We start from the raw sequence: 22180 nt of genomic DNA on the forward strand, positions 1-22180 counted from the left end.
GGGCCGGGGCGCGCGCTTGCCGGCGGCCAGGGCGGCCCGGGCCGCCCGGGCCGCCGGCACGGGGAGCCGCAGCGCCAGCCGCTGCAGCAGCGGCATCGCCGGAATCAGTTCAACGGAGACGATGCTTTGCAGCCCGACGTCGGACGGCAGTTGACGGACCTTGTCAACGGCCTTGTCCCAGACGACGGCGACGGTGGCGCCGTGGTCCTCGAACTGGTGGCGCAGCTCGCGGTCTGTATATAAGGGATTGTGTTCGACGACCACGGCGCCCAGCCGCAGCGCCGCGTGGAACGCGATGATGTGTTGCGGGCAGTTCGGCAGGACCAGCGCCACACGGTCACCGGGCCGGACGCCGAGCTTCCTCAGGCCCGCGGCCGCCTTGTTGATGGCGGCGCCCAGTTCGCGGTAGCTGGTGCGCGCCCCGAAGAATTCCAGCGCGGTCTTCTTCCCATAGCGCCGGACGGACGCGTCCATCAGATCGACCAGGGACCCTTCCGGGAGCTTGAGGCTGGCGGGAACTCCGGGGCTGTAGTGGCGGGTCCAGGGGCGGTCGGGACGCCGGGGCTCCGCGGATGTGGTGCTCATGGTGTGTCCTTGCCACTGGGCTGCGCCGGGCTGCCGGCCTCGGGCCCGGCGGGGCCCGTCAGGAAATCCTACCGGGGCGGCCCCGCACGGACGCGCGCCGCGGTAGGGCCGACGGCGGCAACCGGTGCGGGCCCACGGCGGCGGGGAGCGCGGGCCCGGAGGTGACTTTTGGCCCTTGGCACCCGGCGGGCCCGGGCGGAAGCTGGGGCGTACACCGCGAACCGCAGGTCCGTGCACTTCGCTGGGCCGCTCAGGTCACAGGTTCGCGCACTTCACAGGTTCGCGCGCAATCTAGAGGTCCACGGGAGCGCCATGAAGCACCAGCAGCCGAGCGACATCGAGGATCCGCGATGAACCCCGTAGCCGTCACCCGGACCACCGTGCTGAAGGAGATCCATGATCTCGCCCGGCCGCTGAAAACCGATCGGGACCTCAACGGCCTCGTGCGGCGCGCGGCCGACTGCCGTTTTGTGGCCATCGGCGAGGCCTCGCACGGCACGCACGAGTTCTACACCTGGCGCGACACCCTCAGCAGGCGGCTCATCGCGGAGGAAGGCTACAACTGGATCGGGGTGGAAGGGGACTGGCCCGACTGCTGGCGCATCAACCGCTGGGTCCGCGGCCAGGAGGGGAAGGACAAGGGCGTCCACGCGCTGCTGGCCGGCTTCGAACGCTGGCCGACCTGGATGTGGGCCAACGAGGAAGTTGCCGCGTTCCTGGACTGGCTGCGCAGCTGGAACCTGGCCAGGCCGCTGGACAAGCGTGTCGGGTTCTACGGACTGGATGTCTACTCGCTCTGGGATTCGCTGCGCGAAATTATCGGCTGGCTGGAGGAGAACGTTCCGGACGCCGTGCCTGCGGCCGAGCGTGCCTGGCAGTGTTTCGTGCCCCATCACGAGGACCCGCACCAGTACGCCTGGAGCACGCGGCTGGTGCCGCAGTCCTGCGAGCCTGACGTCGTGGCCCTCCTGACCGAGGTCAGGAACCGGGCTTTCAGCCCCGGCCGCCACGAGGAGGATGCCTTCGACGCCGTCCAGAACGCTGAAGTCGCGGCCAACGCCGAGCACTACTACCGCATCATGGTCCGCGGCGACCGGCAGTCCTGGAACGTCCGCGACCACCATATGGCCGACACCATCGACCGGGTCAGCAGGCACCTCGGACCGGCGTCGAAGGGCCTGATCTGGGAACACAACACGCACATCGGGGATGCCCGGGCCACCGACATGGCGGAGGACGGCCTGGTCAACGTCGGGCAGTTGCTGCGCGAACGCCACGCGGTCGAAGGGGTGCTGTTGGTCGGCTTCGCAGCCCACCGCGGCTCCGTGATCGCCTCCGACGGGTGGGGCCGCCCCGAACGCATCCTTACGGTGCCGGAAGCACGTCCGGGCAGCCACGAAGACTTCCTGCATCAGGCCCTGGGCGTGCCGTCAGTGCTGGAGTTCGGCGACGACCGGACCGGGCCGTGGCTTTCGACACGGCTTGGGCACCGGGCGATCGGCGTCGTCTACCACCCGGAAAGGGACGCCGGAAACTACGTTCCGACCCGGATGGGGGAGCGCTACGATGCCCTCATCTGGCTGGAACACACGGCAGCGCTGCGCCCGGTGCACCACGAGGGGCCGCCCCGGGAGCCGGAATTCGAGACAGAGCCCACCGGATTCTAGGCCGGTGGGGATTCCAGGAAAGCGGGAATCAGGATGAGCAAAGCAATCATCGTCGGTTTCAACGGGTCCGCAGGCAGCGACGCCGCATTGAGCTGGGCCCTTGAGCGGGCCGCCCGGGACAAGCTCCCGGTCATCATCGTCCACGCGGTGGACGACCGGTGGATGTCACCGGATTTCCAGTACCACGAGATCATCCGGGAATCGGGGATGGAGCTGCTTCGGCAAGCCCAGGCGAACGCCAGCGGGCAGGCCCCGGACGTCACGGTGGACATCCAGCTCCGTCATGGCAGCGGAGGCTCAGTGCTGCGGGAGGTATCCAAGCAGGCAGCCATCCTGGTGGTCGGCGGGCATGACAAGCGTTGGCTGGACGGCGGTCCCATGACGGACCGCGCCCTGCAAGTTGTCTCGGCCTCGGAATGCCCGGTAGCCGTCGTACCGGTGAAACGGGGAACGGGGGACCGGGGCGTGGTGGTCGGCGTGGACGGTTCCGAGGAGTCGCTGCAGGCCGTCGCCTTCGCGGCCGCGGAAGCCGACCTGGGCGGCGATGACCTCACCGTGGTCCTCGCCTTCAAGAACCCGGCCCGGTGGGTCGAGAAACAGCGGCCCTCCAGCGGCCTTGCCGAGAGTATGGTCGAAAAGGACCGGATCGTGCTGGCCGAGTCGGTTGCCGGCCTCAGCGGGGCATATCCGGACTTGACAGTTCAGCAGCGTCTGGAAACGAACACCGAACCGGCGAAAGCACTCGTCGATATAGCCGCCGGAGCCAGGCTGCTGGTGATCGGAAGCCGCGGACGCGGCGCGTTCTCCCGGACGGTGCTCGGCTCCACGGCGCATGCTGTCCTGCTGAGCGTGCCTTGCCCCACCATCGTCACGCGGGTGCACAGGGTCAAGCACGGGGACTGACGCCCGGCAGGGAATCCGTTGTCCCGGCCCGGCCCGTGACCGGCGGTTAGCCCGCGCCCGGGGAGGGGGCTTTTCGCCGCCGCCGCCGGATGGGAGGATGATGCCGTGGACCCCTTCTTCAATTTCGTCACTCACTTTTGGTGGCTCGTCTTTCCCCTCAGCGGACTGGCCGGCGGGTGGGCGCGGTCCTGGTCCAAAGCTGCTGAACGCCGGCACCGCCGCCGCGTGGAGCTCTACACGCTCAAGAACCAGGCGGCGCAGGCAGAGCAGGCGAGCCAGGCCGACGTGCTGGCACTCATGAAGGCGCACGACACCGTCAACAAGCGCTGGCTGGACTACGAACTCGACGTGGGGAAGCTGATCGACTATCCGGTCATGACGGATGTCCGCGAGCCCCTCACCGTGGCTTTCCTCCGGGCCAAGCGCGAGGCCGACGGGCTGCGCCCCGCCGCCCCCGCAGAGGTCAGGACCGCCGCCCGGCTTGCGGAGTACCGGGCGGCCGTGACCAGTTTTGAACTCGCATTCGACGTCGCCGAACGGGAAGCCAAACGGATCAGGGACAGCAAGTTCACGGGGCCGGAACGCCAGCGGCTGGAGACTGCCCGGAAGCTCCTGCGGATCGCATCGGACGCGGCCGCGACTCCCGCCGAGCGCCAGACGGCCTACCGGCGCGCCCGCCGGGAACTCGACGGGCTCATCGTGCTGCCGGAGGCGACGCTCGCAGCACTTGAGGACAGGATCGCGTCGATGCTCGACGCCGGTCCGGCGCCGGACGTCCGGCGGACCGTCTAAGCCGCGCCGCGTCCGGCGCGACGCCCGCTGTGACCGGCATCGCACCGCCGCTGTGAATGCCCCCGGCCGCACCGGCGGCCCGATTTTAGGGACTTCTGGCACGTTTTGCCCAGCCGTCATTCCCACGTACCATCGATAAGGTTTCAAGCTGCGTAAGTGACCACCGCGAGTTCATCGGGACAGACACCGGATGAACGTGGAGGCCCTGCGGCACAGGGGACGTGAAACTGGCTGACCATGGACACTTCAGATTGGGCAACAGGTGGAAATCACCGTAATGGTGGCGCTAGTGATATCGCTGGCGCTGTTCTTCGACTTCACGAACGGATTTCATGACACCGCGAACGCCATGGCTACGCCCATCGCGACCGGCGCCATCAAACCGAAAACAGCAGTTGCCCTGGCGGCGGTGCTGAACCTTGTGGGAGCGTTCCTTTCCACGGAAGTCGCCAAGACCGTTTCGGGCGGCATCATCAAGGAGGGCGCGGACGGTGTCCAGATCACGCCGGACATCATCTTCGCCGGGCTGATGGGCGCCATCCTCTGGAACATGATCACCTGGCTCAAGGGCCTGCCGTCCAGTTCCTCGCATGCTCTCTTCGGCGGCCTGATTGGCGCGGCGATCGCCGGCATCGGCATCCACTCGGTCAACTTCGAGTCGCTCATGCAGAAGGTCATTCTTCCCGCAGTGTTCGCCCCGATCATCGCCGGTGGAGTCGCCTACTTGTGCACGCGCCTGGCGTACGCCCTGACCGCCCGCCATGACCCGGAAACCGGGGACAAGCTCACGCAGAAGCGCGGCGGATTCCGGACCGGCCAGATCTTCACGTCCAGCCTCGTGGCGCTGGCCCACGGCACCAACGACGCCCAGAAGACCATGGGCATCATCACCCTGGTCCTGATCTCGGCAGGCCATCAGGCTACCGGCTCCGGCCCCGAGTGGTGGGTCATCACGGCCTGTGCCCTCGCCATCGCGATCGGCACCTACGCCGGCGGCTGGCGGATCATCCGCACCATGGGCTCCGGACTCACCGAGGTGAAGCCGGCCCAGGGATTCGCCGCCGAGTCCAGCACCGCCAGTGCCATCTTGGCCTCGTCGCACTTGGGCTTCGCCCTCTCCACCACGCAGGTGGCCTCCGGTTCAGTCATCGGCTCCGGGATGGGACGCCGCGGAACCACCGTGCGGTGGGGAACCGCCGGGAGGATTGCGATCGGCTGGCTGTTCACACTCCCCGCGGCCGGGATTGTGGGTGCACTGACTGCCATGCTCGTGCAGACCGGACCCATTGGAGTGATCATCGCGGCCGTCGCCGGCACCGCCGCCGTGGCTTATATGTTCGTGCATTCGCGCAAATCCCACGTCGGCCACCACAATGCCGTCCAGATCGAGGAAGTCGGCCAGGCCGTGCAATTCCGTAAGAAGAAGTCCCTCGCTAAGGCGATCAAGAACGGGGACGCAAAGCGATGAAGTGGTTGGAACTGCTCAGCGTGGCCGGAGCCACGCTTCTGTCCGCGGTGACCGTCGTCGTCCTCTACGCCCTGGGTGTCCGGCTCACCGCCATCGCGGGCGACATCCGGAACTCGCCGGCGTCATGGACCCGGCCGCTCGCTTACGCATGCTTCGCCGTGTGCGGCGTTGCAGTCCTCTTCGGGCTCTACCTGATCATTCCCTACTTCCACAAGTAAGCCGCCCTGCGCACGCAGTAAGGCCGGGGCACGGCCGTGCGTCGGCGCGTCCGCACAGCAGGGCGTCCGGGGGATGGGAACCGGGCACCGCATTGGCTACGCTGGGGCCATGGTGAGCTTCCAGTACTTCGTGGCGTCCTCACTCGACGGGTTCATCGCCACCGCCGGGGACAATCTGGACTGGCTGCTCCAGTTCGACGGATTTGAGGGCGGTCAGGACAGCTACGACGCGTTCATGTCCGACGTCGGCTGCATCGTCATGGGCGGCGAGACCTTCGCGTGGCTTCGGGAGCATGAACCGGACGCGTGGCCGTATCCGGGCACACCCTGCTGGGTCTTCACCCGCCACGAACACTCCGCCCCGAAGGGCGCCGATGTGACGTTCGTGCGCGGGGCCGTCGGCGAGTTTGTGGACGACCTCAAGGAAGCGGCCGGCGGCCGGAACATCTGGGTTGTGGGCGGCGGCGTCCTCGCAGCGCAGTTCGCGGACGCCGGGCTGCTGGACGAACTGATTGTCTCGGTCATCCCCGTGGTCCTGGGCAGCGGCAAACCGTTGCTGCCCATGACGGGCCCGACGCCGCCGCTGGAGTTGACTTCCTCGCGCACCTTGGGCCGGGGCATCGTGGAGCTGCGGTACCGTGTCCCGGCCCGGACGTAGCCGGCTCCGGCGCCGCCGGCGGCCGGTCGCCTAGCGCGCGATATCGCGGATGAGGTTCGTGATCCGGGCGGTGGAGAGCCGCCGGCCGTGCTCATCGGTCATCACGATCTCGTGGGTGGCGAGTGTCCGGCCGAGGTGGATGGCCGTGCAGGTGCCGGTGACGGTGCCCTCGGAGATCGCCCGGTGGTGCGTCGCTCCGACCTCGATCCCCAGCGCCTGCCGGTTGGGACCGGCGTGCATGCCCGCGGCGAAAGAACCCAGGGTTTCGGCCAGGACCACGTGCGCCCCGCCGTGCAAGATGCCGGCCACCTGGGTGTTCCCCTCCACCGGCATGGTGGCCACGGTGCGCCCCGGACTCATCTCCAGGAAGCGGATCCCCATCTTCACCACCAGGGCTCCGACGCCGTACTGGCCAAGCCAATCGTGCATCTCCTCGGGAACCCCGGCCGCCGCGAGCTCGGCCGCGTAGGGGCCGGGCGTGAAATTGTCCATCATGGGAACTAGGCTGGCACCTGTGAGCGAAACTACCAAACCGGCCCTTGCCCCCCTTTCTGCAGACACTGCAGCAGACCTTGCAGCAGACCTTCTCCCGGCAAGTGAACCGGATTCAGTGGTTGCGGCCAAGCCCGCCGGAAAATCCAGCCGGGCCGCGGCGTCGGTTTCCGCCACCGAGGCGCCCGTGATTCCCATCACGGACCAGCCGCGGCTGCTCGTGCTCGATGGTCACTCCATGGCGTTCCGGGCGTTCTTCGCCCTGCCCGCGGACAAGTTCTCCACCGCCACGGGCCAGCACACGAACGCCGTTCACGGCTTCACATCCATGCTGATCAACCTGATCAAGGAGCAAAAGCCCACCCACGTGGCGGTGGCGTTCGACGTCTCCGACGACACGACGCACCGTAAGGCCGAGTACAGCGAGTACAAGGGCGGACGCAATGAGACCCCGCGGGAAATGAGCGGCCAGATCGACCTCATCGACAAGGTCATGGGCGCCTGGGGCATCAAGACCATCAAAATGCCCGGCTGGGAAGCCGACGACATCCTGGCCACTCTCGCCGCCATGGGGGAAAAGGCCGGTTACGAGGTGCTTCTGGTCTCAGGCGACCGCGATGCCTTCCAGCTCATCACGGACAACGTATTTGTCCTGTACCCCAAGAAGGGCGTCAGCGATATTCCCCGCATGGACGCGGACGCCATCCAGGAGAAGTATTTCGTCAGCCCCGCCCAGTACTCGGACCTCGCCGCCCTGGTGGGGGAATCCGCGGACAACCTCCCCGGCGTTCCCGGCGTCGGGCCCAAGACGGCAGCGAAATGGATCAACCTTTACGGCGGTCTCGAGGGGGTCCTGGAGAACCTCGACGCGATCGGCGGGAAGGTGGGGGACTCGCTCCGCGAATATGTGGACGACGTCAAGCGCAACCGGCGGCTCAACCGGCTGCACACCGATCTGGACCTGCCCGTGACACTGGACGAGCTCGCGGACCCACGGCCGGACCAGGCCGCCCTCGAGGAGCTGTTCGACACCCTCGAATTCAAGACCATCCGCACCCGGCTCTTTGCTCTCTACGGAAGCGAAGTTGCCGAAGCCGAGCGGGAAAGCCTGGAAACCCCGGAGTTCGTGACCCCGGCGGACGCAGCGGAGCTCGGCGCCTTCCTGGCCGCCGGTGCCGGTAAGCGCTCCGCTGTGGCGGTCGACCTTGTGCCCGGCCGGATCGGCGAGGACGCCGCCGCGGTGGCGATCGTCCGTGACGGCGCCGCCGTCTACATCGACCTGGCCAGCCAGGACGCTGCCGCCGAAAACGTCCTGGCGGCGTGGCTGCGTGACGCCCAGGCGCCCAAGGTGGTGCACGGGTTCAAGGCTGCCCTGAAGGCCCTGACCGCCCGCGGACTGGAACTGGAGGGCGTGGTGGATGACACCTCCATCTCCGGCTACCTGATCCAGCCGGACCGCCGCAGCTATGAACTCGCCGAGCTGGCGCAGCATCACCTCAACATCTCGGTGTCCACCGAGGCCGCCAAGGCAGGCCAGCTGGAGCTGGCATTCGACGGCGACGACGCCGCCGCTGCCGGCGCGCTGGTGCACGTGGCCGCCGTCGTCCAGGCCTTGAGCCGCTTCTTCGAATCAGAACTGAAGGAACGACAAGCCCAGGACCTGCTCACCACGCTGGAACTGCCCGTCAGCCGGGTGCTCGCCGATATGGAACTCGCGGGAATCGCCATCGACATGCCCCGCATGGACGAGCAGGTGTCGGACCTGGCCAAGGTGATCGACAACGCCCAGGAGCTGGCGTTCGCCGCGATCGGCCACGAGGTCAACCTTGGTTCGCCGAAGCAGCTCCAGACCGTGCTGTTCGACGAACTTCAGTTGCCGAAAACCAAGAAAATCAAGTCCGGCTACACCACCGACGCCGCCTCGCTCAAGAACCTGCTGGAAAAGACCGGGCACGAATTCCTGGTCCAGCTGATGGCGCACCGCGAGTCGTCGAAGCTGCGCCAGATGCTGGAGTCGCTGAAGAAGTCCGTCACGGAAGACGGCCGGATCCACACCACCTACGCGCAGAACGTCGCAGCCACGGGCCGGATCTCCTCCAACAACCCCAACCTCCAGAACATCCCGATCCGCAGCGAGGAAGGCCGGCGCGTCCGCGGCATCTTTGTGGTCAGCGAGGGCTACGAGTGCCTGCTCTCCGCGGACTACTCGCAGATCGAAATGCGGATCATGGCGCACCTCTCGGGCGACGCCGGCCTGATCCAGGCCTACAAGGACGGCGAAGACCTCCACCGGTTTGTGGGCTCGAACATCTTCCATGTGCCCACTGACCAGGTGACGAGTGCCATGCGGTCCAAGGTCAAGGCGATGTCCTATGGCCTCGCGTACGGGCTGACATCATTCGGTCTGTCCAAACAGCTGGAGATCTCCGTTGATGAGGCGCGGACCCTCATGAAGGACTACTTTGACCGGTTCGGCGCCGTCCGCGACTACCTCCGCGGCGTGGTGGACCAGGCCCGGATCGACGGCTACACCGCCACCATCGAGGGGCGCCGGCGCTATCTCCCGGACCTGACCAGCACCGACCGTCAGCTGCGCGAAAACGCGGAACGCATCGCGCTGAACTCTCCAATCCAGGGATCGGCGGCTGACATCATCAAGCGCGCCATGCTGGGCGTGCATGCGGAACTGGCGGCACAGGGCCTGAAATCGCGCATGCTGCTGCAGGTCCATGATGAACTTGTCCTCGAAGTCGCGACGGGCGAGCGCGAGGCCGTGGAGAAACTTGTGACCGAGCAAATGGGCTCGGCCGCGGACCTCAGCGTTCCGCTGGACGTCCAGATCGGCATCGGCTCCAGCTGGTACGAGGCGGGGCACTAACGCTTTACCGGTTTCGGCAGGTTTTTGTTCGGCAGGTTTTTGTTCCGGCGCTTGCCGGGACGCGAGATTCTCAGGGGGAGAAACACATGGCAGAAAAGTACGAGCTCAGGCGGTTCCGCGCGGTCGCGAAGGACGCGGCGGACTACGCGCAGGGCACCGCGTGGCTGCGCGGGGTCGGGATTGGTTTCTATGAGGAGCCGCGCAAAGACGACCTCGTGGACAAGATCATGGCCATGTATGTCGTGGACAACCGCGAGATCACCGGCGTCTACCAGGCCGACGGCGTCGCGGCCCACTCGCTGGCGGCCGACGTCCCGGTGGCGACTTTCGCCACCCTGCGCAAGGACCTGAACATCGGTTACGGCCGTCAGCTCGAAGCCCAGCTCGTCACGGCCGTCACGGTGCGCGGGACGCACCGCCGGCAGGGACTGCTCCGGCGGATGATGACCGAGGACCTCGCCGCGGCCAAGGCCGACGGCGTCGCGCTGGCGGCACTCACTGCCTCGGAGGCCTCGATCTATGGCCGGTTCGGCTACGGTGTGGCCACCTTCGAGCGGAGCATCAAGGTCGACACCGGGCCGCGTTTCCGGCTGCGCCATGCGCCGGTCGGATCGGTGGAGATTGCCGACCGCAAAGTCCTGCTGGAACTGGCCCCCGAAGTTTTTGGACGGGTCCACGGTTCAATGCCTGGATCGATCTCGCGGCAGGAGGCCTACCGGCTGCGGTCCTCGGGCATGCTCGGCCGTGACGGCGGCGAGGACGAGGCAATCCGCTGCGCCCTGCACTACGACGCCGCCGGCACCGTGGACGGGTACGTCTCCTATAAGTTCGCCGGGTGGGACACCAAGCCCTACACCATGGAGATCGTGGACCTCGTGGCCGCGACTGACGCCGCGTACCTGGAATTGTGGCAGTTCCTCGGCAGCATCGACCTCGTGGATCGGATCAGCTGGCAGGAAGCGCCGGTGGACGACGCCCTGGTCTGGGCGCTCGAGGACCCCCGCTGCGTCGAGGCCTCGGACCACCGGGACATGCTGTGGCTGCGCGTCCTGGACCCGGCCCGGGTGCTGGGGGCCAGGCGCTACTCGGCCGACGGGACACTCATTCTCGCGATCAGGGACGGTCTCGGCTTCGCGGCCGGCACCTTCGCCCTCACGGTCAGCGGGGGAGAGGCCACGGTGACGTCGGCTCCGGAGGCTGAACCGGACCTCTCGCTTGATGTCGCGGACCTTGGTTCCATCTACCTGGGGGCCGTCTGTCCCGTGACCCTGAAGGCTGCCGGCCGGATCAGCGAGCACACGGCCGGGGCGGCGCTGACAGCGCGGCTCATGTTCGCCGTCGAACGCTCACCGCACTGCCTCACGCACTTCTAGGCGTCCGGCCCGCTTCCGGCGCGACGGGCGACGCGGAAGGCCCATGCGCTTTGACCGGCGTTCGCGTAAACGACTAGACTAAACGGGCGCGTACTACGTGCGCGCATCTACAATCCACAAAATCAGGATGACCCGGCGGATCGCTTGCTGTGATGCCGTGCTCTTGGCCTGCATTCCATAATGCCGGCGAAGCGGTTTGCCTGACCGACTAACTATCCACAACGGAGCCCCTACTACATGACCATCACCTCAACCGAGAAGCCCGGTACCCCCGTAGTCGCCATTAACGACATCGGTACCGCTGAGGACTTCCTCGCAGCTGTCGACGCCACCATCAAGTACTTCAACGACGGAGACCTCGTCGAAGGTACCGTCGTCAAGGTCGACCGCGACGAAGTTCTGCTCGACATCGGTTACAAGACCGAAGGTGTCATTCCCTCCCGCGAGCTTTCCATCAAGCACGACGTTGACCCCGGAGACGTCGTCTCCGTTGGCGATCAGGTCGAAGCCCTGGTGCTCACCAAGGAAGACAAAGAAGGCCGCCTGATCCTCTCCAAGAAGCGTGCTCAGTACGAGCGTGCCTGGGGCGACATCGAGAAGGTCAAGGAAGAAGACGGTGTTGTCACCGGTACCGTCATCGAGGTTGTCAAGGGTGGTCTTATCCTCGACATCGGTCTGCGCGGCTTCCTGCCCGCATCCCTCGTCGAGATGCGCCGTGTGCGCGACCTCGCTCCGTACATCGGTCAGCAGATCGAAGCCAAGATCATCGAGCTGGACAAGAACCGCAACAACGTTGTGCTTTCCCGCCGTGCATGGCTCGAGCAGACCCAGTCCGAGGTCCGATCCACGTTCCTCAACAAGCTGGAAAAGGGCCAGGTTCGTCCCGGCGTCGTTTCCTCCATCGTCAACTTCGGTGCCTTCGTGGACCTGGGCGGCGTAGATGGCCTGGTTCACGTTTCCGAGCTGTCCTGGAAGCACATCGACCACCCGTCCGAGGTTGTCGAAGTTGGCCAGGAAGTCACCGTCGAGGTTCTCGAGGTCGACCTGGATCGCGAGCGCGTCTCCCTGTCGCTCAAGGCTACGCAGGAAGATCCGTGGCAGACCTTCGCCCGCACCCACGCCCTCGGCCAGGTTGTTCCGGGTAAGGTCACCAAGCTGGTTCCGTTCGGCGCGTTCGTTCGCGTTGAAGACGGCATCGAAGGCCTGGTCCACATCTCCGAGCTCGCCGTGCGCCACGTTGAGCTGGCCGAGCAGGTCGTCTCCGTTGGTGACGAACTGTTCGTCAAGGTCATCGACATCGACCTCGAGCGCCGCCGCATCTCGCTCTCCCTCAAGCAGGCCAACGAGGGCGTCGACGCCGACAGCACCGAATTCGACCCGGCTCTCTACGGCATGGCCGCTGAGTACGACGAAGAGGGCAACTACAAGTACCCGGAGGGCTTCGACCCGGAGTCCAACGAGTGGCTTGAAGGCTACGAGAACCAGCGCGCAGCCTGGGAGCAGCAGTACGCTGACGCCCAGACCCGCTGGGAAGCACACAAGAAGCAGGTTGCCCAGCACGCTGCCGACGACGCTGCAGCTGCAACGTCCGGCGAGAGCGATTCCGGCACCACCAGCTACTCCTCCGAGCCCGCTGCAGCCGAGACCGGTGCAGGCACGCTTGCTTCGGACGAGGCTCTTGCCGCTCTGCGCGAGAAGCTGACCGGCAACTAATTGCCCGTGTTCCTCAGGGAGTCCGCTCCCTGGGGCCAGGCAGTTTGTAGCCTGAACTACCGCACCGTCACTGTGCGGTAGTTCAGATGCACAGCAAAGGTGGCCGTCCCCTCGGGGGCGGCCACTTTTCTTTGTGCCCCGGAGGACATGCTCATTCTTAGAGCTTTCCCGTGGGCATGTGCGGATTGTGCCCAGTCCTGGCCCCGGGCGCGGGACATGTCCATTGCTGGGAGGCCCGGGGCACGTGCTTCCTCCGGACATGCTCAATGTTCGGGCCGCCCTTGGGACATGCCCATTTTTCAAATCCTTCCCCGGGGGACATGCCCATTCCTGGTGCCCTCCCGTGGGCATGCGTGGATTGTGCCCAGTCCTGGCTCCGGGCGCGGGACATGCCCAGTGGTGGGATGCCCGCGCCACGTCCTGTCTCCGGGCATGCCCAATGATCGGGCTGCCCTTGGGACATGCCCAGTCTTGGAGGTGTCCCGTGGACCTATGAGTACCAAGCTGTTCCTCCCCGCGGCACGGACATGGCCCCGCGGCAGGCCGGGAGGTGGGCTCCTTGACGGCGGCCCGGCCCTGAGTGCAAACTCGGCGGGTTGAGATATTCGCAGCTGACGACGAGGGACTTCCATGGCTGATACTTCAGAAGCAGTTGAACCGCAGGACTCAGTCAGGGCCGCGGGTCCATGGCCGCGGGGCATCCATGCCGTCACCCTGTTCGTCGAAGACCTGGCCGCGACGAAGGGTTTCTACGAGTCAGTCTTCGGATTGCCTCTCATTTTCGAGGACGAAGTCTCAGCCGTCTTCAAGTTCGAGAACACGTTGATCAACCTGCTCAATGTCTCCGAAGCTCCCGAGCTCATCCAACCGGCCGCAGTCGCCAGCGCAGATTCCGGTGCCAGAATGCAGTTCACCATCGAAGTGGACGACGTCGACTCCATGTGCGCCGAGTTGACCGGCCGCGGCGTCGAGCTGCTCAACGGCCCAATGGACCGGCCGTGGGGTATCCGCACGGCCTGCTTCCGCGACCCTGCCGGGCATATCTGGGAAATAGCCCACTAGAAATTGGCTCAGGCGGACCGTCTTTGGTTCGCTCGACCGAGGGCATGCCATTGCTGGGTGCGTGGGATGGGCATAGGGGGGAATGGGCGCAGTGCTCGTGGCCACCGAGGGGCATGTCCAGTTCGCGTTCCGAATCCGGGGGTTGGCTGCGGGCGGGCATGTCCATTGCTGGGTGCGTGGGATGGGCATTGGGGGGAATGGGCGCAGTGCTCGCGGCCACCGGAGGGCATGTCCAGTTCTCGTTCCGAATCTGGGGGTTGGCTGCGGGCGGGCATGTCCAGTGGTGGGCGCGTGGGATGGGCATAGGGGGAGCGGGCACATTTCTCGCGACGAGGGTGGGGCATGTCCAGTCGTCATTCCGGACGCGGATGCCGGGCCGTCAGTGCAGCGGGATGTTGCCTTTGACGGGCACGGTCTCCGTCTCCGAGGCAGCACCGGCCACAAGCTCGGCGCCGGCGGATTTCAGCAATGCGAGGGCACTCACATTGCCGGCCGTCGTCTCGGCCACCAGGACGGCTGCCCCGGCCGACGCGGCGCGAGCCTTTACGAGCCGCAGCGCCTCGCGGCCCACACCACGGCCGCGGAAGCTCCGGGCCAGCCAGATTCCGGTTTCCAGCGCCCCGCCACGAGCCCCAGCACCAGCCCCAGCAAGCGCATCAGCCCCGCCTCCAGCCCCGCCGTCAACCGCCTCTGCCGGCTCCGTGTCCGTCCGCTTGAGCCGGACGGACCCTGCCAGCTGCCCGTCGCAGCTGATGGCCCAGCTCTTCTGCCCCGCGGGACCGTCCAGACCCGCTGCGGAGGCACGGTGGAATTCGCGGAACCAGCTGATCCGGTCGGTGTTCCAGCCGGCGGTCGTGCCCAACGGCGGGGTGACCTCGTCGGCGTCGGCGTCCCGGAGCGCAAGTTCCAGGAGCTGTTCGAGAACGTCCTCGCTGACATCAAGCAGCGCGACCGCGGGCACAGGCTCAGCTGATGGGGACATCGATCCACTCCGTTTCTCCGGGCAACAGCGATGCGCTGCCGGCTGACAAGGCGGCCACGCGGTCCGCGGCCCGGGCCAGTTCTTCCGGATCATCCGGCAGCGCCAGCCTCAGGACAGTAGTCTGCGCCTCGTAACGGGTTTCGGCCATGACATACCCCGCGGCGCGCAGATCGTTCTCGAGCCGCCCGGCCACGGCGTGCTGCACCGGCACCGAGCAGATCCGCAGGCGGCGGCGCCGTACGAGGGGAGCGAGCTCCAGCGCCCCGGACACCGATTCGGAATAGGCCCGCACCAGGCCGCCGGCACCGAGCAGAATGCCGCCGAAATAGCGCACGACGACGGCGGCCACGTCGCTGAGGTCGGCGACGCCGGGCGCGGTCTCCCGCTTCAGCAGCGCCTCGAGCATGGGGATGCCGGCGGTGCCGGAGGGCTCGCCGTCGTCGTTGGACCGCTGCACGTCCCGGTCGGGGCCGAGCACGAAGGCGAAACAGTGGTGCCGGGCGTCATGGAATTCCCTGCGCAGCCGGCCCAGGACAGCCCGGGCGGCGTCCTCGTCCGCCGTTCGGGCCAGGACGGTGATGAACCGGGACCGCTTGACCTCGATTTCGTGGCGAAACTCGGGCCCGGCGGCAAGGGTGGTGTAGACGGCCGTCCTGCTCTCGGGGGTTTCCGCCGCATCTGCCACCGGTTCAGTTTAGTCTGGTGAGGTGTTGAAGATCGGGTTGACCGGCGGAATCGCCTCGGGGAAGTCCATGGTTGCCGCGCGCCTGCGTGAACTCGGAGCAGTGCTTGTCGACGCCGACGCGCTGGCCCGAGAGGTCGTGGAGCCCGGTACGCCCGGGCTGGCCAGTGTGGTCGAGGCGTTCGGCGCTGCCATCCTGACTCCGGACGGCCGGCTGGACCGGGCCCGGCTCGGCGCCCTGGTCTTCGGCGAGCCGGAGCGCCTGGCCGTGCTCAACGGGATCATCCATCCCCTGGTGCGGGAGCGCGCAGCGGCGATGGTCGCCGCCGCCCCGGCCGGCGCCGTCGTGGTCCAGGACATCCCGCTGCTGGTCGAAACCGGACAAGGGAAGAACTTCCATCTGGTGGTCGTGGTGGATGCCCCGGACGACGTCCGGGTCCAGCGCATGGCAGAACACCGCAACATGACCGCCGACGAGGCGCGCGCCCGGATGGGAGCCCAGGCGAGCCGCGAGGACCGGCTGGCCGCGGCGGATGTCGTGCTGGATAACTCTGGCACCCCGGACGAACTCAGGCACGCAGTCGACGCGCTGTGGGAGGAACGGCTGACGCAGTTCGCGCTTAACCTCAAGGAGCAGAGGATTGCCCCGCGGACCGAAGGGCCGGTCCTTGCCCCTGCCGATCCCAGCTGGGCCGCGCAGGCCGCCCGGCTCATCGCCCGGTTGCGGGCAGCGGTTCCGCAGGATGTCCTGGCTGTGGACCACATCGGGTCCACGTCCGTCCCGGGCCTCGACGCCAAAGATGTGATCGACCTCCAGCTGAGCGTCCGCGACCTCGACGCCGCGGACCGGATCACGCCGCTGCTGGCCGACGCGGGATTCCCGCGCTGGCCCGGCATTATTTCCGACAATCCCAAGCCCTCCCACCCGGACCCCGCCGACTGGGGCAAGCGGCTGCACGGCAACGCCGATCCCGGCCGGCCGGTGAATCTTCACCTGCGTGCGGCCGGTTCACCGGGCTGGCGGTATGCCTTGTGCTTCCGCGACTGGCTCCGTGCCGATCCCGAGGCCCCGGCGGACTACGTCGCCGAAAAGCAGCGGGTCGCCGGGCTGCACGACGTCGACAAGTCCACCGCCGGCTACGCGGCCGACAAGGAGGGCTGGTTCACCGACTACGCCTGGCCCCGGATGGAAGCGTGGGTGCTGCGCACGGGATGGCAGCCGCCGTCGTACCCCGACGATGAGAGGGCGGACGACGGCGGAGCGGACGACGCCGGCAACGGCACCGTCAGCGGCGCCGGAGTCGGCCCTGGTAGTGCCCAAAGCTGAATCAGGACATCCTGTCACAGCCCGGCGGTAGATTAGGTACATGAGTCTTGCCCAGGAGATCAACCGTGTCGTGGCGCCCTTCGAGGTCATCAGCGAGTTCCAGCCGGCGGGTGACCAGCCGGCCGCCATCGCCGACCTGACCGAGCGCATCAAGAACGGCGAAAAAGACGTCGTGCTGCTCGGTGCCACCGGTACCGGTAAGAGCGCGACCACGGCCTGGCTGATCGAGCAGGTCCAGCGTCCCACCCTGGTGATGGTGCAGAACAAGACCCTCGCCGCGCAGCTGGCCAACGAATTCCGTGAACTGCTGCCGAACAACGCGGTGGAGTACTTCGTGTCCTACTACGACTACTACCAGCCCGAGGCCTACGTCGCCCAGACGGACACCTTCATCGAGAAGGACTCCTCCGTCAACGAGGAAGTCGAACGGCTCCGCCACTCCGCCACCAACGCGCTGCTGACCCGCCGCGACGTGATCGTGGTGGCCACCGTTTCCTGCATCTACGGCCTCGGCACCCCGGAAGAATACATCGCCGGCATGGTGACCCTCCGCAGGGGGGCTGAGATGAACCGCGACGACCTGCTCCGGAAGTTCGTCTCCATGCAGTACACCCGCAACGACATGGACTTCCACCGCGGCACGTTCCGGGTGCGCGGGGACACCGTGGAAATCATCCCGATGTACGAGGAACTGGCGATCCGGATCGAATTCTTCGGGGACGAGATCGAAAATATCCAGACCCTGCACCCGTTGACAGGCGAAGTGCTCCGCGACGAGACCGAAATGTACGTCTTCCCCGCCTCGCACTACGTCGCCGGTCCGGAGCGGATGGGCCGGGCGATCAAGCGCATCGAAGACGAACTGGCCGAACGCCTCGCGGTGCTGGAAAGCCAGAACAAGCTGGTGGAGGCCCAGCGCCTCCGGATGCGCACCACTTATGACCTGGAAATGATGCAGCAGATGGGGTTCTGCAACGGCATCGAGAACTATTCCTCGCACATTGACGGCCGGGGCCGCGGGACCGCGCCGCACTGCCTCATCGACTACTTCCCGGACGACTTCCTCCTGGTGATCGACGAATCCCACGTCACCGTGCCGCAGATCGGCGCCATGTACGAGGGCGACATGTCCCGCAAACGGAACCTCGTGGACCACGGCTTCAGGCTGCCCTCGGCGATGGACAACCGCCCGCTCAAATGGGACGAGTTCCAGGACCGCGTGGGCCAGACCGTCTACCTCTCCGCCACCCCGGGCAAGTACGAGCTCGGCAAGTCCGACGGCTTCGTCCAGCAGATCATCCGCCCCACCGGCCTGATCGATCCCGAGGTCGTCGTCAAGCCCACGAAGGGGCAGATCGATGACCTGCTGGGCGAAATCCGGACCCGCACCGCGAAGAACGAGCGGGTCCTGGTCACCACCCTGACCAAGCGGATGGCAGAGGACCTGACGGACTACCTGCTGGGCCATGGCGTGAAGGTGGAATACCTGCACTCGGACGTCGACACCCTCCGCCGCGTGGAACTCCTACGCGAACTGCGGATGGGTGTCTTCGACGTCCTCGTCGGCATCAACCTGCTTCGTGAAGGCCTCGACCTCCCGGAGGTGTCTCTGGTCAGCATCCTGGACGCGGACAAGGAAGGCTTCCTGCGCTCCTCGACGTCCCTGATCCAGACCATCGGGCGTGCCGCCCGAAACGTGTCCGGCCAGGTGCACATGTACGCGGACCGGATCACCGACTCGATGGCCCATGCCATCGACGAGACGAACCGCCGCCGCGCCATCCAGGTTGCCTACAACACGGAAAAGGGGATCGATCCCCAGCCGCTCCGGAAAAAGATCGCGGACATCACCGACCAGCTGGCCAAGGAAGACGCCGACACCCGCGAGCTGCTGGCCGCGGCCGGAAAGAACCGCGGCAAGGGCAAGGGCGCCTCCCTCATCCGTGCGGACGGGCTCGCGGCAGCGCCGGCCGAGGACCTCGTCGGCTTGATCGAACAGCTGACCGAACAGATGCACGCCGCAGCCGGGGAGCTGCAGTTCGAGCTCGCGGCCCGGCTCCGCGACGAGGTGGGGGACCTGAAGAAGGAACTGCGGCAAATGCAATCCGCGGGGCACGCCTAGGGTAAACTCGGACCAACGTAGGGGAGTATCCCAAGCGCTACGATCGTCAACACGCACGGCTACGACGCCGCGCCGGGCGTAGCGGGCAGCCAGGCAATGTCATGCGCCGGCGGTCGGAGAGACTTACACCGCTGAGCTGTACCCTACGAAAGGTATTTCCCCGTGCCCGACCTTCCCCTATGGTTCGAGATCGGCTCGTTTGTCGTCCTTGGCGTCATTCTGGCCATCGACCTGCTGATGGTCCTCAAACGCCCGCATGAGCCCTCCATGAAGGAAGCCGGACTGTGGGTCGCGTTCTACGTGGCCCTGGCCCTGGTCTTCGCCGGCGCCATGTTCGCCTTCACCGGCCCGGAATTCGGCGGCCAGTTCATCGCCGGCTGGGTGACCGAATACAGCCTGAGCATCGACAACTTGTTCGTCTTCATCATCATCATGGCGCGCTTCTCGGTACCGCGAAAGTACCAGCAGGAAGTGCTCATGGTGGGCATCATCATTGCCCTCATTCTCCGCGGCATCTTCATCATGCTCGGCGCGATCGTGATCGAGCAGTTCAGCTGGGTCTTCTACATCTTCGGCGCCTTCCTGCTCTGGACCGCCTGGAAGCAGGCCCAGGACGAGGGCGAGGACGAGGAAGACAAGGAAAACCCGCTGATCGCCCGGATCCGCCGGGTCCTGCCGATGTCCGAGAAGTTCGACGGCGGCAAGCTCCGCACCGTGGTCGACGGCAAGAAGGTGTTCACCCCAATGCTGATCGTCTTCGTGACCATCGGCATGACGGACCTGCTCTTCGCGGTCGACTCCATTCCGGCCATCTTCGGCCTCACCCAGAGCGCCTTCATCGTCTTCACCGCGAACATCTTCGCCCTCATGGGGCTGCGCCAGCTGTACTTCTTGCTCGGCGGACTCATGAACCGGCTCATTTACCTCAAGCACGCCCTGTCCGTGATCCTGGCGTTCATTGGCGTCAAGCTGGTCCTGCACGCCATGCACGTCAACGAGCTGCCCTTCATCAACGGCGGCCAGCACATCGAATGGGCGCCGGAGATCCCGACGTACGTCTCCCTCGCGGTGATCATCGGCACCATCGTTATCGCGGTGATCGCCAGCCTGATCAGCTCCAAGGCGTCCAAGTCGAAGCTGGACACCCGGCTGGAAGAGGACTCCCGCAAGAGCCTGAGCGACGTCGACTAGCACCGCCACGTCGATTAACAGCCGGGTGCCCGGCAGCGCAAACAGGTACGGCGCTGGACCTCCACGGTCCAGCGCCGTACCTGTTTGGCAGGGGCGCCATCGACTGCGCCCGTGCCTGGTCAGCGGCCTGGTTAGCGCCAGGTCAGCGGCGGGCGGGACGGGCCATTCCCAGCAGGCGCCGGAAGATCGCCTCGCCGTCGTCCGCGATCCCGTCATGGTGGAATTCATCAGACTCCCACACCTGCAGTCCCCGGACGGCGGCCGCTGTTTCCAGGGACAGCTCCCGGTCCACGTAGATGTCGTCGGTGTAGACGGCCGCGGCGACGGGCACGGTGTTCAGCGCCAGCCTCTCCGGATCGTAGAGCGGTGCCCAGTCGTCCTTTTCGGCCAGCAGCCGGGCCACGTCCTGCAGCGGGCGCAGGGCAGGGTCCTGCTCGAAGTACCAGGGGTACACCATTTCCCCGGTCAGGAGCGGTTCGCCGGCGTCGGGACGGAACTCGGGGAATTCCTCCAGCACGCGCCACGCGGCCCAGTTGGTGGCCCCGGCCTGGCCGTAAATGGACTCGTGCATCAACGCGTACAACGGGTTCGCGGCCCGCGAAACGAGGCCCCGGAGCTGTTCCAGGAACGCGTCCGAGAGGCGGTCGCCGCCGGGTGTGGCCACGAAGGCGTCCTCGAGCAGATGGTGCAGCGCGTCCACGCGGGTATTGCCGCCCAGGAACGAGCCCACCATCTGGAACCGTTCAACCGTGAGCCGGCCGCCGTCGGGCAGGATCTCCTTCGTGTCGCGCAGGTGCTTGGCGATCCGGGTGATGGCGGCACGGTCCTCGGGGTACCAGTCAAAGTATTCGGCGTTCCGGGCCGCGACCCGCTGGAACGTCGCCCGGTACACACGGTCCGCGGAGCCGTCCAGCGGGGCCAGCCCGCCCGTCACGAGCACCTCGCGCAGCCCCTCGGGGGCGAAGGACAGGTAGCTGAGCGCGCAGAACCCGCCGTAGCTCTGGCCGTAGATGGTCCATGGGGCGGAGCCCAGGGCAGCCCTGATGGCCTCGGCGTCGGCGACGATCGAGTCGGCGCGGAAGTGCGTCAGGTACTGGGCCTGCTCCACATCGGCGCCGCGCAGCGGCAGCGTGTTGCGGTCGACCGGCGAGGACAGTCCGGTGCCGCGCTGGTCCAGCATCAGGATCCGGAAGTCCTTCGCGGCGGCCTTGCTCCAGCCGCCCAGGGACGGGAACCGGTTACCGCGGCCGCCGGGACCGCCCTGCAGGAAGAGCAGCCAGGGAAGCTCGGCGGCCGCTTCCTCGCTGTGTTCGGTGGACACGTACTCGCGGGCGAACACGGAGATGGTCTCACCCCGGCGCCCCGACTCGCTGAAGTGGTCCAGGGGGACCTGGAAGTAGTGTTCCGCGGTCCGCATTCCCCGGTAAGTGTGGCGTGCCCGGACGCTGTGCCGGACTTTGCGCGGGACGCTGGATGCAGGCTCCAGGAGGGAGGCTCCCATCAGCCCCGTCATTGGAAGATCAGCCACGGATGGCCGCCTCGCGGGCACCGGCAGGGGACTCCGCGCCGGAAACTGTGCCGTGGCCGCCGAAAGCCGCCAGCGCCGCTCCGGTGAGGCGGAAGGTGGACCATTCCTCCATCGGCGCGGCGCCAAGCTTCTTGTAGAAGTTGATGGAGGGCTCGTTCCAGTCCAGGACACTCCACTCGACGCGCGCGTAGCCGCGGTCGACGGCGGTCGCGGCCAGGTGCTGCAGGAGTGCCTTGCCGTGGCCCTCGCCGCGGGCCTCCGGCCTGACATAGAGGTCCTCCAGGTAGATCCCGTGGACGCCCTCCCACGTGGAGTAGTTCAGGAACCAGAGGGCAAAACCCCGGACCTCGCCGGCCGCGTTCTCCGCCATGGTGGCGAAGACCTTCGGATGCTCGCCGAAAAGGACCTCGGTGAGCATCTCGGGGGTGTTCCGGACGGCGTCCGGTTCCTTCTCGTAGAGGGCGAGGTCGTGGATCATCTGCAGGATCTCAGGGACGTCATGTGCTGTGGCAGGCCGGATTACACTCATTATTCGAGTT

The 22180-nt window shown here is 66.7% G+C and carries 19 protein-coding genes; 13 read left to right on the plus strand and 6 right to left on the minus strand.

Features of this window, described 5'->3' with window-relative positions; translation table 11 throughout:
- The coding region (locus AC1DZQ_RS02645) for an AMP-binding protein (RefSeq protein WP_476962037.1) at positions 1-585 on the minus strand (585 nt) is incomplete at its 3' end.
- A gap of 350 nt (positions 586-935) precedes the next feature.
- Between AC1DZQ_RS02645 and AC1DZQ_RS02650 the strand changes: the two genes are divergently transcribed.
- The 6 genes from AC1DZQ_RS02650 to AC1DZQ_RS02675 all read left to right on the plus strand — a co-directional run bounded on the left by AC1DZQ_RS02650 (position 936) and on the right by AC1DZQ_RS02675 (position 6291).
- Entirely contained in the window at positions 936-2252 is a 1317-nt protein-coding gene (locus tag AC1DZQ_RS02650) for an erythromycin esterase family protein (RefSeq protein WP_476962038.1), read from the plus strand.
- A gap of 33 nt (positions 2253-2285) precedes the next feature.
- Positions 2286-3155 (plus strand): universal stress protein, encoded by an 870-nt coding sequence (locus AC1DZQ_RS02655; RefSeq protein ID WP_476962039.1) that lies wholly within the window; start codon positions 2286-2288, stop codon positions 3153-3155.
- A 105-nt stretch (positions 3156-3260) separates the two neighbouring features.
- Complete coding sequence (locus AC1DZQ_RS02660) at positions 3261-3947, plus strand: hypothetical protein (protein WP_476962040.1); 687 nt, start codon at positions 3261-3263, stop codon at positions 3945-3947.
- 262 nt (positions 3948-4209) lie between these two features.
- Positions 4210-5415: an inorganic phosphate transporter gene (locus AC1DZQ_RS02665; protein WP_476962041.1), complete on the plus strand. Its 1206-nt coding sequence runs from the start codon at positions 4210-4212 to the stop codon at positions 5413-5415.
- Positions 5412-5633 (plus strand): hypothetical protein, encoded by a 222-nt coding sequence (locus AC1DZQ_RS02670; protein ID WP_476962042.1) that lies wholly within the window; start codon positions 5412-5414, stop codon positions 5631-5633. The genes AC1DZQ_RS02665 and AC1DZQ_RS02670 overlap by 4 nt, the downstream gene beginning before the upstream one ends.
- Before the next feature lie 109 nt (positions 5634-5742).
- A complete protein-coding gene (locus AC1DZQ_RS02675) occupies positions 5743-6291 on the plus strand; it encodes a dihydrofolate reductase family protein (protein ID WP_476962043.1) in 549 nt (182 codons plus the stop codon).
- Between the two features lie 30 nt (positions 6292-6321).
- On the opposite strand, the gene AC1DZQ_RS02680 is transcribed toward AC1DZQ_RS02675, so the two are convergent.
- Complete coding sequence (locus AC1DZQ_RS02680) at positions 6322-6786, minus strand: hotdog fold thioesterase (protein ID WP_476962044.1); 465 nt, start codon at positions 6784-6786, stop codon at positions 6322-6324.
- On the opposite strand from AC1DZQ_RS02680, the gene polA reads away from it, so the two are divergent.
- The 4 genes from polA to AC1DZQ_RS02700 all read left to right on the plus strand — a co-directional run bounded on the left by polA (position 6785) and on the right by AC1DZQ_RS02700 (position 13809).
- Complete coding sequence (gene polA, locus AC1DZQ_RS02685; RefSeq protein WP_476962045.1) at positions 6785-9661, plus strand: DNA polymerase I; 2877 nt, start codon at positions 6785-6787, stop codon at positions 9659-9661. The genes AC1DZQ_RS02680 and polA overlap by 2 nt on opposite strands.
- Before the next feature lie 86 nt (positions 9662-9747).
- Positions 9748-11034 (plus strand): GNAT family N-acetyltransferase, encoded by a 1287-nt coding sequence (locus AC1DZQ_RS02690; protein WP_476962046.1) that lies wholly within the window; start codon positions 9748-9750, stop codon positions 11032-11034.
- 237 nt (positions 11035-11271) lie between these two features.
- Positions 11272-12747, plus strand: coding sequence for a 30S ribosomal protein S1 (gene rpsA, locus AC1DZQ_RS02695; RefSeq protein ID WP_018773018.1), 1476 nt, complete (start codon positions 11272-11274; stop codon positions 12745-12747).
- Between the two features lie 630 nt (positions 12748-13377).
- Positions 13378-13809, plus strand: a complete 432-nt coding sequence (locus tag AC1DZQ_RS02700) for a VOC family protein (protein WP_476962047.1) — start codon at positions 13378-13380, stop codon at positions 13807-13809.
- Positions 13810-14188: 379 nt separating this feature from the next.
- Here the strand turns inward: AC1DZQ_RS02700 and AC1DZQ_RS02705 are convergent, their stop codons facing one another.
- Positions 14189-14791 (minus strand): GNAT family N-acetyltransferase, encoded by a 603-nt coding sequence (locus tag AC1DZQ_RS02705; protein WP_476962048.1) that lies wholly within the window; start codon positions 14789-14791, stop codon positions 14189-14191.
- Positions 14775-15476 carry an IMPACT family protein gene (locus tag AC1DZQ_RS02710; RefSeq protein WP_476962049.1) on the minus strand — a complete coding sequence of 234 codons (702 nt, stop codon included), beginning with the start codon at positions 15474-15476 and terminating at the stop codon, positions 14775-14777. Before AC1DZQ_RS02710 ends, AC1DZQ_RS02705 begins: the two co-directional genes overlap by 17 nt.
- A gap of 22 nt (positions 15477-15498) precedes the next feature.
- Between AC1DZQ_RS02710 and coaE the strand changes: the two genes are divergently transcribed.
- From coaE to AC1DZQ_RS02725, 3 genes are all read left to right on the plus strand, one after another.
- Positions 15499-16800: a dephospho-CoA kinase gene (coaE, locus tag AC1DZQ_RS02715; protein WP_476962050.1), complete on the plus strand. Its 1302-nt coding sequence runs from the start codon at positions 15499-15501 to the stop codon at positions 16798-16800.
- Positions 16801-16840: 40 nt separating this feature from the next.
- Positions 16841-18922, plus strand: a complete 2082-nt coding sequence (uvrB, locus tag AC1DZQ_RS02720; RefSeq protein WP_476962051.1) for an excinuclease ABC subunit UvrB — start codon at positions 16841-16843, stop codon at positions 18920-18922.
- 162 nt (positions 18923-19084) lie between these two features.
- Positions 19085-20113 (plus strand): TerC family protein, encoded by a 1029-nt coding sequence (locus AC1DZQ_RS02725; protein ID WP_476962052.1) that lies wholly within the window; start codon positions 19085-19087, stop codon positions 20111-20113.
- A gap of 142 nt (positions 20114-20255) precedes the next feature.
- Here AC1DZQ_RS02725 and AC1DZQ_RS02730 read toward each other — a convergent pair whose 3' ends face one another.
- Together AC1DZQ_RS02730 and AC1DZQ_RS02735 are read right to left on the minus strand one after the other, a co-directional pair.
- Positions 20256-21614, minus strand: a complete 1359-nt coding sequence (locus tag AC1DZQ_RS02730; protein ID WP_476962402.1) for an alpha/beta fold hydrolase — start codon at positions 21612-21614, stop codon at positions 20256-20258.
- Positions 21615-21633: 19 nt separating this feature from the next.
- Positions 21634-22170, minus strand: a complete 537-nt coding sequence (locus tag AC1DZQ_RS02735; RefSeq protein WP_476962053.1) for an N-acetyltransferase family protein — start codon at positions 22168-22170, stop codon at positions 21634-21636.
- Positions 22171-22180: the final 10 nt, after the last annotated feature.

The organism is Arthrobacter sp. P1_C12_2, from assembly GCF_056406415.1.